The organism is Achromobacter sp. JCM 18799, assembly GCF_055395645.1.
In genome coordinates this window covers 6,211,402-6,223,935 of record NZ_AP043866.1, presented here as the reverse complement: position 1 = coordinate 6,223,935, position 12,534 = coordinate 6,211,402, and the positions used below count along the sequence as shown (strand labels likewise).

14 protein-coding genes are annotated in these 12,534 nt (G+C 67.8%); 8 read left to right on the top strand and 6 right to left on the bottom strand.

Annotated elements, in window-relative coordinates:
* The first annotated feature begins 43 nt into the window (after window positions 1-43).
* From ACZ5YA_RS29530 to ACZ5YA_RS29495, 8 genes are all read left to right on the top strand, one after another.
* Entirely contained in the window at window positions 44-979 is a 936-nt protein-coding gene (locus tag ACZ5YA_RS29530; RefSeq protein ID WP_013391996.1) for an ABC transporter permease, read from the top strand.
* Window positions 980-993: 14 nt separating this feature from the next.
* Window positions 994-1,869, top strand: coding sequence for an ABC transporter permease (locus tag ACZ5YA_RS29525; RefSeq protein ID WP_054450278.1), 876 nt, complete (start codon window positions 994-996; stop codon window positions 1,867-1,869).
* Window positions 1,870-1,877: 8 nt separating this feature from the next.
* The gene (locus ACZ5YA_RS29520) at window positions 1,878-2,885 is read left to right on the top strand and encodes an ABC transporter ATP-binding protein (protein ID WP_118931774.1); all 1,008 of its coding nucleotides are present in this window, start codon (window positions 1,878-1,880) and stop codon (window positions 2,883-2,885) included.
* An 8-nt stretch (window positions 2,886-2,893) separates the two neighbouring features.
* The gene (locus ACZ5YA_RS29515; RefSeq protein WP_464091600.1) at window positions 2,894-3,907 is read left to right on the top strand and encodes an ABC transporter ATP-binding protein; all 1,014 of its coding nucleotides are present in this window, start codon (window positions 2,894-2,896) and stop codon (window positions 3,905-3,907) included.
* Between the two features lie 12 nt (window positions 3,908-3,919).
* On the top strand, window positions 3,920-5,374 hold the full coding sequence (locus tag ACZ5YA_RS29510) for an N-acyl-D-amino-acid deacylase family protein (protein ID WP_464091599.1): 1,455 nt from the start codon (window positions 3,920-3,922) through the stop codon (window positions 5,372-5,374).
* A gap of 82 nt (window positions 5,375-5,456) precedes the next feature.
* Window positions 5,457-6,089, top strand: a complete 633-nt coding sequence (locus tag ACZ5YA_RS29505; protein ID WP_059375252.1) for a helix-turn-helix domain-containing protein — start codon at window positions 5,457-5,459, stop codon at window positions 6,087-6,089.
* A 257-nt stretch (window positions 6,090-6,346) separates the two neighbouring features.
* Window positions 6,347-6,526, top strand: coding sequence for a hypothetical protein (locus ACZ5YA_RS29500; RefSeq protein ID WP_059375255.1), 180 nt, complete (start codon window positions 6,347-6,349; stop codon window positions 6,524-6,526).
* A gap of 140 nt (window positions 6,527-6,666) precedes the next feature.
* Window positions 6,667-7,875, top strand: a complete 1,209-nt coding sequence (locus ACZ5YA_RS29495) for an NAD(P)/FAD-dependent oxidoreductase (protein ID WP_280016762.1) — start codon at window positions 6,667-6,669, stop codon at window positions 7,873-7,875.
* Window positions 7,876-7,908: 33 nt separating this feature from the next.
* Here ACZ5YA_RS29495 and ACZ5YA_RS29490 read toward each other — a convergent pair whose 3' ends face one another.
* From ACZ5YA_RS29490 to ACZ5YA_RS29465, 6 genes are all read right to left on the bottom strand, one after another.
* Entirely contained in the window at window positions 7,909-8,475 is a 567-nt protein-coding gene (locus tag ACZ5YA_RS29490; RefSeq protein ID WP_059375264.1) for a GrpB family protein, read from the bottom strand.
* A gap of 41 nt (window positions 8,476-8,516) precedes the next feature.
* Window positions 8,517-8,786 carry a hypothetical protein gene (locus tag ACZ5YA_RS29485; RefSeq protein ID WP_059375267.1) on the bottom strand — a complete coding sequence of 90 codons (270 nt, stop codon included), beginning with the start codon at window positions 8,784-8,786 and terminating at the stop codon, window positions 8,517-8,519.
* Between the two features lie 116 nt (window positions 8,787-8,902).
* A complete protein-coding gene (gene argE, locus ACZ5YA_RS29480; RefSeq protein ID WP_118931819.1) occupies window positions 8,903-10,078 on the bottom strand; it encodes an acetylornithine deacetylase in 1,176 nt (391 codons plus the stop codon).
* A gap of 42 nt (window positions 10,079-10,120) precedes the next feature.
* Entirely contained in the window at window positions 10,121-11,086 is a 966-nt protein-coding gene (locus ACZ5YA_RS29475) for a LysR substrate-binding domain-containing protein (protein WP_059375270.1), read from the bottom strand.
* Between the two features lie 183 nt (window positions 11,087-11,269).
* Window positions 11,270-11,941, bottom strand: coding sequence for a DUF1028 domain-containing protein (locus tag ACZ5YA_RS29470; RefSeq protein WP_118931771.1), 672 nt, complete (start codon window positions 11,939-11,941; stop codon window positions 11,270-11,272).
* Window positions 11,942-11,961: 20 nt separating this feature from the next.
* Window positions 11,962-12,375 carry a RidA family protein gene (locus tag ACZ5YA_RS29465; protein ID WP_059375273.1) on the bottom strand — a complete coding sequence of 138 codons (414 nt, stop codon included), beginning with the start codon at window positions 12,373-12,375 and terminating at the stop codon, window positions 11,962-11,964.
* Window positions 12,376-12,534: the final 159 nt, after the last annotated feature.

Here is a 12,534-nt window from a genome sequence, read left to right as displayed (position 1 = left end):
CGGGCGCCGCGTGCGCCCGGCCACAAGCCGGGGGAAAACCAGCGTGAAATACATACTGCGCCGCATAGCGGCCGTCATTCCTGTCATGGCCGTGGTCGCGGTCGTGGTGTTCCTGCTGATCCACTTGTCGCCGGGCGATCCCGCGGCCGTGATCGCGGGCGACAACGCCACCGCCGACGACGTGGAGAAGATCCGCCAGAACCTGGGCCTGGACAAACCGTTGCTGCAGCAGTTCGGCATCTGGGTCAGCCACATCGCCACCGGTGATCTGGGCACTTCGATGTCGACACAGATGCCGGTCTCGCAGCTGATCGGCCAGCGCATGGGACCGACGCTGTCCATCGCCATCTTCACCATGCTGTTCGCGGTGATCGTGGCGATTCCGCTGGGCGTGCTGGCGGCCTGGCACGCGGGACGCTGGCTGGACCGGCTGGTCATGATAGGCGCGGTCTGCGCATTCTCGGTGCCGGTGTTCCTGATCGGCTACAGCCTGGTCTACGGCTTTTCGATCAAGCTGGGCTGGCTGCCGGTGCAGGGCTACAAGCCCCTGGCCGACGGCGTGGTGCCCTACCTGCGCCATCTGGTGCTGCCTTGCCTGTCGCTGGGCCTGGTCTACATGGCGCTGCTCACGCGCATGACGCGCGCCACCATGCTGGAGGCCCTGTCCGAGGACTACATCCGCACCGCCCGCGCCAAGGGCCTGGCGGCTGGCCCCATCGTCTGGCATGCGCTGAAGAACGCCGCCAACCCCATCGTCACCACCATCGGCGTGGGCGTGGCCCTGCTGATCGGCGGCGTGGTGGTCACGGAAACCGTATTCGCGATTCCCGGCCTGGGCCGCCTGACCATCGACGCCGTGCTGCGCCACGACTATCCCGTGATCCAGGGCGTGCTGCTGGTGGCCTCGGGCATCTATGTCCTGATCAACCTGCTGGTCGACCTGAGCTACCGGCTCTTCGATCCGCGCATCCGCTATTGAACCGGGGGCAACGCATGACTACCACTACCCTGTCCCTGCCCGCGCGGCGCCCGCGCCACCGCCGCGTGCTGCGCTCGCTGCGCCGCCATCCCATGCTGTACATAGGCGGCGCCATCCTGCTGGCGCTGGCCGCGATTGCGCTGGCCGCGCCCTGGCTGGCCACCGTCGACCCGCAGGACATCAATCCGCTGGCGCGCATGAAGCCGCCGTCGTCGGAGCACTTCTTCGGCACCGACGCGCTGGGCCGCGACGTCTATTCGCGCACTGTCTGGGGCGCCCGCGTCTCCCTGGTGGTCGGCATCGTGGTGGCGGTGGTCTCCACCGTCGCCGGCGTGGCGCTGGGCATGGCGGCGGGCTACTTCCGCCGCATCGACGCGTTCATCATGCGCATCATGGACGGGCTGATGGCCATCCCCGGCGTGCTGCTGGCCATCGCCTTGATGGCCACGCTGAAGGGCGGCCTGGGCACCGTGATCATCGCCATCGTCATCCCCGAGGTGCCGCGCGTAGTGCGGCTGGTGCGGGCGCTGGTGCTGACGATACGCGAACAACCCTATATCGAGGCCGCCATTTCGTCCGGCACGCGCGTGCCCGCGATCCTGCTGCGCCACATCCTGCCCAATCTGTTCGCCCCGCTGATGGTGCAGGCCACCTTCATCGCGGCGTCCGCCATCCTGACCGAGGCGGTGCTGAGCTTCCTGGGCGTGGGCATACCGCCGCAGATCCCCAGCTGGGGCAACATCATGGCCGAAGGCCGCAACTTCGTCGCCGTGGCCTTCCACATCATCCTGTATCCGGGCCTGTTCCTGGGCGTGGCCGTCCTGGCCGTCAATCTGGTGGGTGACGGCCTGCGCGACATGCTCGATCCCCGTCTGGCCAAAAAGCTGTAGGAGCGCACATGCAAACCCAACCCGTCTTGCGCGTGCACGACCTCACCACCTGTTTCGACGGCGATGAAACCACCGTGCTCGCCGTGGACCGCCTGTCCTTCGACCTGATGCCCGGCGAAACGCTGGGACTGGTCGGCGAATCCGGCTGCGGCAAGAGCGTCACGTCACTGTCCATCATGCGGCTGTTGCGCGCCCCCGGGCGCGTGGCCGGCGGCCGTATCGAGTTCGACGGCCAGGATCTGCTGGCGCTGTCTGAAAAGGCCATGCGCGCGATCCGCGGCAACCAGATCTCGATGATCTTCCAGGAACCCATGACCTCGCTGAACCCCGTGTTCACGGTGGGCCGCCAGATCAGCGAATCGCTGATGCTGCACCAGGGCCTGTCGCGGCGCGAGGCCATGGCGCAGGCCGAATCGCTGCTGGAGCTGGTTCAGATCTCCGACCCGGCGCGCCGCGTGCGCGAGTATCCCTACCAGCTGTCCGGCGGCATGCGTCAGCGCGCCATGATCGCCATGGCGCTGGCCTGCCAGCCCAAGGTCCTGATCGCCGACGAGCCCACCACCGCGCTGGACGTGACCATCCAGGCGCAGATCCTGCACCTGCTGCGGGAAATCCAGCAGCGGCTGGGCACCTCCATCGTGCTGATCACCCACGACCTGGGCGTGGTCGCGCAGATGTGCCAGCGCGTCATCGTGATGTACGCGGGACGCAAGGTCGAGGAAGGCAGCGTCGACGACATCCTGGACCGCGCCCAGCACCCCTACACCCAGGCGCTGATCCGCTCGCTGCCGGACTTCGCCGACGGCCAGGACCATACGGCTCGGTTGGCCGAATTGCCCGGCATCGTGCCGGTGATGACGCCCGAGTCGCGCGGCTGCGCCTTCGCGGCGCGCTGCCCGGAAGCGCAGCCGCGCTGTTCCGAGCAGGCGCCGCCCGCCGCCGATGCCGGCAGCCGCCACCGCGTCTGGTGCTGGGCCCGCGCGGCCGAACCCGCTCCCGCCGCCCTGACCGCCTGAGGCCCGCCATGAACCTGCACGACATCCCCCTTGCGAGCCCCGTGTCCGCGCCCGCCGCCGACGCCCCGCCCATGCTGGAAGTCATCGGCCTGAAGAAGCACTACCCCGTGGACAGCGGCAGCGGCGCCAAGGTGCTGCGCGCGGTCGACGGCGTTTCCCTGTCGGTGCCGCGCGGCCAGACGCTGAGCCTGGTGGGCGAATCCGGCTGCGGCAAATCCACCACCGGCAAATGCCTGATCCGCCTGACCGACCCCACCGAGGGCCGCATCCTGCTGGAAGGCCGCGACCTGGCCGCCATGAACAGCCGCGAACTGCGCGCCATGCGCCAGCGCATGCAATTCATCTTCCAGGATCCGTTTTCCTCGATGAACCCGCGCATGCGGGTGCGCGACATCATCGGCGAGCCGCTGCGCGCCTTCGGCCACAGCCGCGCCGCCATCCGCGAGCGCGTCGCGCAGTTGCTGGCCCGCGTCAGCCTGCGTCCGGACGCCGCCGACCGCTACCCTCACGAGTTCTCCGGCGGCCAGCGCCAGCGCATCGTGATCGCGCGCGCGCTGGCGCTGGACCCGGGCCTGATCGTCTGCGATGAACCCGTATCGGCGCTGGACGTGTCGGTACAGGCGCAGGTCATCAACCTGCTGATGGACCTGCAGCGCGACCTGGGGCTGACCTACGTCTTCATTTCGCACGACCTGAGCGTGGTGCGCCACATCAGCCACCGCGTTGCCGTGATGTACCTGGGCAAGATAGTCGAGACCGGCACCCGCGAGGCCATCTTCGAACGCCCCGCCCATCCCTATACCCGCGCCCTGCTGGCCGCCGTGCCCTCGGCCCGCCAGGGCGAGCGCAAACCCGTGGAAGTGCTGAAGGGCGAAATACCCAGCCCGCTGTCGCCGCCCTCGGGCTGCGCCTTCCGCACCCGTTGTCCGATGGCGCAGCCGCGTTGCGCCGAAGAAGCGCCGCAGCCGCGCCAGATCGCCCCCGAACAGCAGGTCGCCTGCCACTTCGCCCCCCCCGTTTAGCCGGAGATACGCATGTCCCAGACCGACGCCACCCCGTTCGATTACATCCTTGCCGGCGGCACCGTCATCGACGGCACCAACTCGCCCGGCCGGCTTGCCGACGTCGGCGTGCGCGGCGACCGGATCGCCGCCGTCGGCGACCTGAGCGCCAGCAGCGCCCGCCGGCGCATCGACGTGGCCGGCAAGGTGGTGTCGCCGGGTTTCATCGACTCGCACACGCACGACGACAACTACCTGCTCAAGCACCGCGACATGACGCCCAAGATTTCGCAGGGCGTCACCACCGTGGTCACCGGCAACTGCGGCATCAGCCTGGCGCCGCTGGCGCATGCCAACCCGCCCGCGCCGCTGGACCTGCTGGACGAAGGCGGCTCGTTCCGCTTCGAGCGCTTCTCCGACTACCTGGAGGCCCTGCGCGCCGCGCCGCCCGCCGTCAACGCCGCCTGCATGGTGGGCCATTCCACCCTGCGCGCCGCCGTCATGCCCGACCTGAAGCGCGAAGCCACGGCCGGGGAGATCCAGGCCATGCAGGCGCTGGCCGACGACGCGCTGGCCAGCGGCGCCATCGGCATTTCCACCGGTGCCTTCTACCCGCCCGCCGCCCACGCCAGCACCGAGGAAATCATCGAGGTCTGCCGCCCGCTGGGCACGCATGGCGGCGTCTACGCCACCCACATGCGCGACGAGGGCGAACACATCGTGGCGGCGCTGGAAGAGACCTTCCGCATCGGCCGCGAGCTGGACGTGCCGGTGGTGATCTCGCACCACAAGGTCATGGGCAAGCCCAACTTCGGCCGCTCCAAGGAAACGCTGGCGCTGATCGAGGCCGCCATGGCCAGCCAGGACGTGTCCCTGGACGCCTACCCCTACGTGGCCGGCTCCACCATGCTGAAGCAGGACCGCGTGCTGCTGGCGGGCCGCACGCTCATCACCTGGTGCAAGCCCTTTCCCGAACTGAGCGGGCGCGACCTGGAGGAAATCGCCGCCGAGCGCGACAAGTCCAAGTACGACGTGGTGCCGGAGCTGCAGCCCGCGGGCGCCATCTACTTCATGATGGACGAGCCCGACGTGCAGCGCATCCTGGCGTTCGGCCCCACCATGATCGGCTCCGACGGCCTGCCGCACGACGAGCGTCCGCACCCGCGCCTGTGGGGCACCTTCCCGCGCGTGCTGGGCCATTACTCGCGCGACCTGGGCCTGTTCCCGCTGGAGACCGCGGTCTGGAAGATGACCGGCCTGACCGCCGCCAAGTTCGGCCTGGCCGAACGCGGCCAGGTGCAGCCCGGCTACTACGCCGACCTGGTGGTCTTCGACCCCGCCACCGTGGCCGACTCGGCCACCTTCGAGCGTCCCACCGAGCGCGCGGCGGGCATCCACTCGGTCTACGTCAACGGCTCGCCCGTCTGGGAAGGCCAGGCCTTTACCGGCCAGCACGCCGGCCGCGTCCTCAACCGGGCGGGAGCCTGATCCCGGCCAGCCCTTACAATCCGGCATACGCAGCGGGGCTTGCGGGCCCTGCCCCAATCACCCCTACCTGCCAGATCGCTACATGGCCCTACCCGGCACTACATCCCCGCCCGAGATCGTCGGCAAGGAAGAAATGGGCGCTCGCCTGCGGGCCGAGCGCAAGGCGCGCAAGATGACCCTGCAGGCGCTGTCCCGCGCCAGCGGCATCGCGGTCTCGACGCTGTCCAAGGCGGAGCTGGGGCAGATCGCCCTCAGCTACGAGAAGTTCGCCGCGCTGGCCGGCGCGCTCGGCATAGACATGACCCGCATGTTCATGCTGCCGGACGCCTCGCAGGCCGCCGTCGCCCCCACCTTCGTCAAGAACAAGCTCAGCGACGCCCGCGACTACGTCACCGAGAACTACCACTACCGCTTGCTGATGGGCGAATACCCCGGCAAGAAGATGACGCCCATGCTGGCGCTCATCGACTCGCGCAAGGTGGTCGAGTTCGAGGACTACATCCGCCACCCCGGCCAGGAATTCGCGGTGGTGCTGTCGGGCAAGGTCCGCATCCAGTTCGAAAACGGCGACAGCGTCGTGCTGGGCAAGCTGGAGACCGCCTACTTCGACAGCAGCATCGGCCACGTGTACCTGTCCATGAGCAAGAAGCCCGCCGAAGTGCTGGCGGTTTGCAGCGACGTGGGCGAGGTGCCGTCGCGGCTCAAGGCGCCTTGAGCCGCTGGTGCCCCCGGGGCATCGTCATCCGGCGGGTTCTCCGCGCGGACCTGGTCCGCGCCTGCCGGGCGGCCGCAAGCGCCGCTGGCATATGGCTGTCATACTCGCGGGCGATACTGGCGTTCGAATATCCGCCAGCCCCCGAATCCCGGGCGCGCGCCGGATATTCATATAAAAGGTAATTCGTTGGCCGCCACCCCCGGCCGCCTTACGATACCTGGCATCGACTGGGCCTGACGCCCGCAGGAATGCTCCACATGCAACGCTTGATATCCCCGATTCTTACCCGCCGCCCGGTGCTGCTGGCCGGTCCGCTCAGCGCGCGCCGCTACGACGCCGTGGTTTCCCTCAACGCCCACCGCGAAGCCCGCAGGCTGCGCGAATCCGCCCAGCGCATCCTGGCCGTTTCCGCCCGCTACATGCTGCCGGGCGCCTGAGCCCGTCCCCCAACGCCGCGGCCTGATCCTCTCCAGGCGCGCAGCGCCCTTCGCGTCCTGCATGCAGTTCCTCCAGCTGCCACCTGCGGTAGCATTGCCGATTCGGCCCGAGACCGGGCCAGGCAGAACAGGAGTCATGCATGCAGAAGGTGGTAATCGTCGGCGGCGGCCACGCGGCGGCGCAATTGTGCGCCAGCCTGATAGAAGGCGGCTTTCCCGGCAGCCTGACGCTGGTGTGCGAAGAGGCCTCGCTGCCCTACCATCGCCCGCCGCTCTCCAAGACCTACATCAAGGATCCGGAAGCTCCGATCCAGCTGCTGCGCCCCGAGGCGGTCTACGCCGACGCTGGCGTGCAGGTGCTGCTGGCCGATCCCGCGGTCGGCATAGACCGCGACGCGCGCACGCTCACGCTGGCTTCGGGCAAGCAGCTGGACTATGACGCGCTGGTGCTGGCCACCGGCACGCGCGCGCGGCGCCTGCCGGACGTGCCCGAAGAACTGCAGAACCTGATCTACCTGCGCAACGCCGACGACGCCGCGCGCCTGCGCGCCGCGATCGCCGACGCGCCGTCGGTCACGGTCGTGGGCGGCGGCTTCATCGGCCTGGAAATCGCGGCCACCGCGGGCGCCCTGGGACGCCCGGTCACCGTCTTCGAGTCCGCGCCGCGCCTGCTGGCGCGCTCCGTGTCGCCCGAGGCCTCGGAACACGTCGCCCGCGTACTGCACGACTCCGGCGTCGACCTGCGCCTGTCCTCCGACCTGCAACACATCCGGACCGAGAACGGCCGCGTGCGCAGCGTAGTCGTCAACGAGGTGGAGCATCCGGTGGACCTGCTGGTCGCCGGCATCGGCGCCGTGCCCGAGATCACGCTGGCGCAGGCCGCCGGCCTGGACTGCCTGAACGGCATCGTGGTGGACGGGCTGATGCAGACTTCCGCGCCCGGCATCTACGCCATCGGCGACTGCACCTCGTTTCCGTATGCGCGCTGGGGCAAGACCCTGCGCCTGGAATCGGTGCAGAACGCCAACGACCAGGCCCGCACCCTGGCCGGCGTGCTGCTGGGCACGAAAACGCCGTATCACGCCCTGCCCTGGTTCTGGTCCGATCAGGGCGCCTTGCGCCTGCAGATCGCCGGCCTGGCGCCGCCGGACACCGAGCGCGTCCTGCGGCCCGGCGCCAAGCCCGGCAGCTTCTCGATCCTGCACTTTGCCGACGGCCATCTGGTCTGCGTCGAATCGATCAACGCCCCGATGGACCACCTGGCGGCGCGCAAGCTGCTGGAGCTGGGTCTGAACCCGCCCCGCGACGTGCTGGCCGACCCCGCCGTGCCGCTGAAAAGCCACTATTGAAGCGGATAGGGATGATATCCGCGCCGGCGCGCCTCAGATAAAGCCGGCGGCGCGGAACATGCGTTCGTAGATCTGGCGCAGGACCGCTTCCTTGCGCTTGTTGTAATCCATGACCTGCATCATGCCGTCCGCCGCCATACGCTTGGCCTGGGCATACAGATCGCGGTCGGCCGCGTGCTGGCGCAGCCAGTCGCGGAACATCCGGTGCCGGATATTCTCGGGACAATCGGGGCCGAATACATGCAGGTTCACGCGCGGCGCGGCCAGCTGCAAAAGACGGTGCTGATGCCAGGACGGCTCCCGTAAAACCAGCACGTAACCGGCGGCTTCCAGCGCGGGGACATAGGCGTCCTCCTGCACGGGGTCGACCACCGTCAGATCGATATCGATTACCGGCTTGGCCGGCAAGCCCGGAACCGCGGTCGACCCCATGTGCTCGACCGCCAGCGCGGCCGGCCCCAAAGCCTCGCGCACCTGCGTTTCAAGCTGGGCATAACGGGCCGGCCAATCGGGGTCATAAGGTACTACCGCGACCTGCTCCGGCGCAGGCTTGCCGCGAACCCAGGGATCCTCGTCCGGGTCCGAGTCGTAGTGCCGCATGATTTCTTCAGGCGTGGGCGTGCGCCGGTTCCCTGCCGGGGTCAATTGCCGAAAGCGCGGCGCAGGCGCTCCAGTTCGGCGATGTTCAGGCGCTTGGCTTCCGCTTCGGCGTAGTTCCGTTCCCCTGATTCATACGCGCCCTTGTAGATGCACTTGCCGCGGCTCGCGCACTCGCCGCCGGCGCGGGCAGTGGAGGAATACGACTTGGCTGCACCCTGCTCCGAAGTCTTGGGACCGCTGGAGGAGCAGCCGGCCATCAGCGCAGCCGCAAAAATCGCCACACCATAGCGGCTCAACGTTTGAATGGACATTTCCTGGCCCTACAGAAAAGCTGTAGCCGCTGTTATAGCAGGCTCTCGCAGCCCCGGCTCAACAGGCGATTGCTTCAAAACGTTGCCACGTAGCCAGCGATCCCGCGCTCCGGCGCCTAAACCATCAAATACTGCGTCAACTTCTCCAGCATGGCGTCGCAGGCTTGCAGCTGCGAAAGTTCGACGTACTCGTCGGCCTTGTGCGCCACCTCGATGCTGCCGGGTCCGCAGATCAGCACCGAGGTCTGCGCCCACAGCTGCTGGAACAGCCCGCCTTCGGTGCCGAAGGCAGCCTTGGTGAGCGGCGTGTCCGGCGGCAGCCACGAGGCCAGCAGCGCCACGGCCGCCGAGCCGTCCGCCGTGGCCAGGCCGGGATAGCTATTGACCACTTCGACCCGGGGCGGTTCGGCCTCGGGCCGGGCGCCCGCGGCGCGCATCTTCGTCCTGGTCAGCTCCAGCACCCGCTCCAGGATCTGGTTAGGGTCGTCCTGCGCGACGTTGCGGATCTCGAAATTGACTTCGCATTCCGCGGGCACGATGTTCAGCGCCGTGCCGCCCTTGATGGTGCCGGCATGCACCGTGGTATATGGCACGTCATAGCCGGCCTCGCGCGGTCCGTGTTCGGCCAGGTCGCGCTGCACGTCGCGCAGCGCGCCGATCAGATCGCTGGCCGTATGGATGGCGTTGACGAAATGCGGCGCCAGCCCGGAATGGCCCGCCTGGCCGCAGCACACGGCCCGGTAGGCCGCCTTGCCCTTGTTGCCGGTGCCGATCTTCATCAGCGTGGGCTCGCCCACCACGCACAGCAACGGTGCGGGCTCCATGTCTTGCAGCGCGCGCAGCAGGTGGCGCACGCCGACGCAGCCGATTTCTTCATCGAACGACAGCGCCAGATGCAGCGGGCGCGCCAGCGGCAGGCGAGCCGCGCGGATCATGGCCATCACGGCGCAGGCGACGAAGCCCTTCATGTCCGCGCTGCCCCGACCATAGATGCGACCATCGCGCTCGGTCGCCTGAAAGGGCGGCGTGGTCCAGGGCTGCCCCGTCACGGGCACCACATCGGTATGGCCCGAGAGCAGGATGCCGGGTACTTCCAAAGGGCCGACGGAAGCGAACAGATTGCTGCGCCTGGCGTCCTGCGGGTCCGCCGCCAGCGTGGATGCGATGCCCGCCTGCGCCAGCAATTCCCGCACCCGTTCTATGAGGTCGATATTGGGCGTCAGCGTGACGGATTCAAAGGCGAGCAGTTCGCGCAATAGGTCTGGACTGTTGTCCGGGGTCGGTGAGCTCATGGCATGGATCTGCAAAAGACGGACGGCGCGCGCGCCGTCCATTCACTTGTTTTCAGGAGGCACGTAGGGATCGAAGAAGCTGCCTTCGCTCATGCCCGGAATGTACTGGTCCGAAATGTAGGCGCGGCAGCGCTGCATGAACACCTCGGTCAGGCGCGACGGCTTCATCGGTTTGTAGGTGGTGAGCCCGAGCAGCATCGGCCGGTGTTCGCCCACCAGGCGCAGCCGCACCAGGCGCTTGCCGTCCAGGGCCTGGGTGGACTTCGGCCGCACGTTGAACAGGGCGTAGCCGATGCCGTTGGCCACCATGGACCGCACTACTTCCTCAGAGCGCGAGCGCGCCACGATGTTCGGCTCCAGGCCAAACTTCGCGAACAGGGACATGAAGTAGTCGCGGCTCAGGGGCAGGTCCAGCAACACCATGGGCAAGCGCGCCAGTTCTTCCAGCGTTACCGCAATCTGCTGCGACAGCGGATGCAGCTCGCTGACCACCACGTGCGGCGGCAGGCGCGCCAGCGCCTCGAACGATATCTCGTCGCCCAGCCTCAGGTCGTAGCTGAGCGCAACGTCGATCTCCAGCGTATGCAGCTTGTCGATCAGCAACTGCTGATCGCCTTCGACCATGTGCAGCTCGACCTTGTCGAATGCGCGCGAGAACCCGAAGATCACCTCGGGCGCGATCATGGCCGTGAGCGACTGGAAGCAGCCCACGCGCAAGGTGCCCTGGATGGTGTTGCTGGAAACGGATGCAATCTTGTAGAGGCGCGACGCGCGCTCGAGCAGATCTTCGCATTCGCTCATGACCTGCTGGCCTAGCACTGTCAGCGCCAGGCCCTTGGACGGATGCCGCACGAACAGCTGCACGTCCAATTCGGTTTCGACATGTGCGATGGCAGCCGAGATCGACGGCGCCGAAATGTGGATCTGGTTGGATGCCGCGGCGATACTGCCATGCTTGGCAGTGGCGACGAAGTACTCCATCTGGCGCAGCGAAATGCGATTGAGCATAGTCCGAAGTGAGAAAACTGGAGCAGGCTGGAAGGAGGCGGCGGTCCGCTGCGCAGGCCGCCGGCGCGGCCCGGCGCCAGCGTCAACCGCACCGTGCAAAAGTGTATCCACTATGCCCTGACAGCGGGGCATGGCGCTCCTCGGGTTTTCTCGCACTCGCCGCAAGCCGCAAGCCGCAAGCGCTCACGGATTGCCTGGCACGCCAAAGCTCGGCGCGGCGCGCGGGTCCCTGGCGCGGGTGATGTAGGCCTCGATCTGCGGCTCGTAGACCTGCCAGGCCTCGTACAGCCGTTCGACGGGACCTTGCTCGACCCAGTCCATGCGCAAATCGACGATGGGCCAATCCAGGTCCGCCACCACCAGCAGCCCGGCCGAATGCACCGGCCCTTCTTCGCCGCCAGCCGCCTGGCCCGCCAGCATGGCCTGCATCAGGCGCTCGGCCAACGAACCCGAGGCCTGCTCGAACGCCGACAACATGGCCGCCGGCACTTCCAGCGACGCCAGCATATTGCCCGCGCATGCGGCATGCTCGCCTTGCGCGTCGGCCAGGCGACCCAGCGCGTTCGAGCCCGTGAATATGGCCGGCGCCTGGGTGGCATCGATGGCCATCAGCTGCCGGTAGCTGATGAAAGGACGTTCGGCCAGCGCCTGCAGCGCGCCTTCGGGCGTGCGGCCCTCGGCCATCGCGTCGAGGATGAGCGGCCCCAGGGCGGGGTCGGTGATGTTCTGGCTGACCGCCGCGCCTACGCCCGCACGCGCACGGATGCAGCGCGCCGCGACCGCGGGCGACGAGGACGAAACAGCCGCGCCGAATTGGCCGGTGGCCGGGCAGCGGGCAATGATGGAGAAAGTCATGAGCTGGGCCTCCTGCGGCGTCAATCCGGAATAACGGCAGTCGCGTCGATTTCCACCAGCCACTCGGGGCGCGCCAGCGCTGACACCACAATGCCGGTGGACACGGGGAACACGCCCTTGAGCCATTTTCCGACCACGCGGTAGACCGGCTCCCGATAACGCGGGTCGATGATGTAGATCGTGATCTTGCAAATATCCTGCAGCTCGCCGCCGGCCTCCTTGAGCAACATGTCGATGTTCTTCATCGCCTGTTCGGTCTGGCCCGCCGCATCGCCGATGCAGACGCTCTCCGAGGTGTCCAGATTCTGGCCAATCTGCCCGCGCAAGAAGACGGTGCTGCCGCGCGCGACGACGGCCTGGCACAGATCGTTATCGAGGTTCTGTTCAGGGTAGGTTGCCTTGGTATTGAAGGTGCGTATGCGCTTGTGCTTCATGGCTCGTATCTGCATTAGGGTTTATCCGGAGACCCCGCGCCCGCCTGGGTGGCGGCATCGCACAAGGCCGTGACCTGCCCGCTGATGGTCGGTCCAAGCGGGAACGCAGCCTATTTGTTTTTTCCGGCGTCCCGTCTCGGAAATCCTGACGCGGGCGGC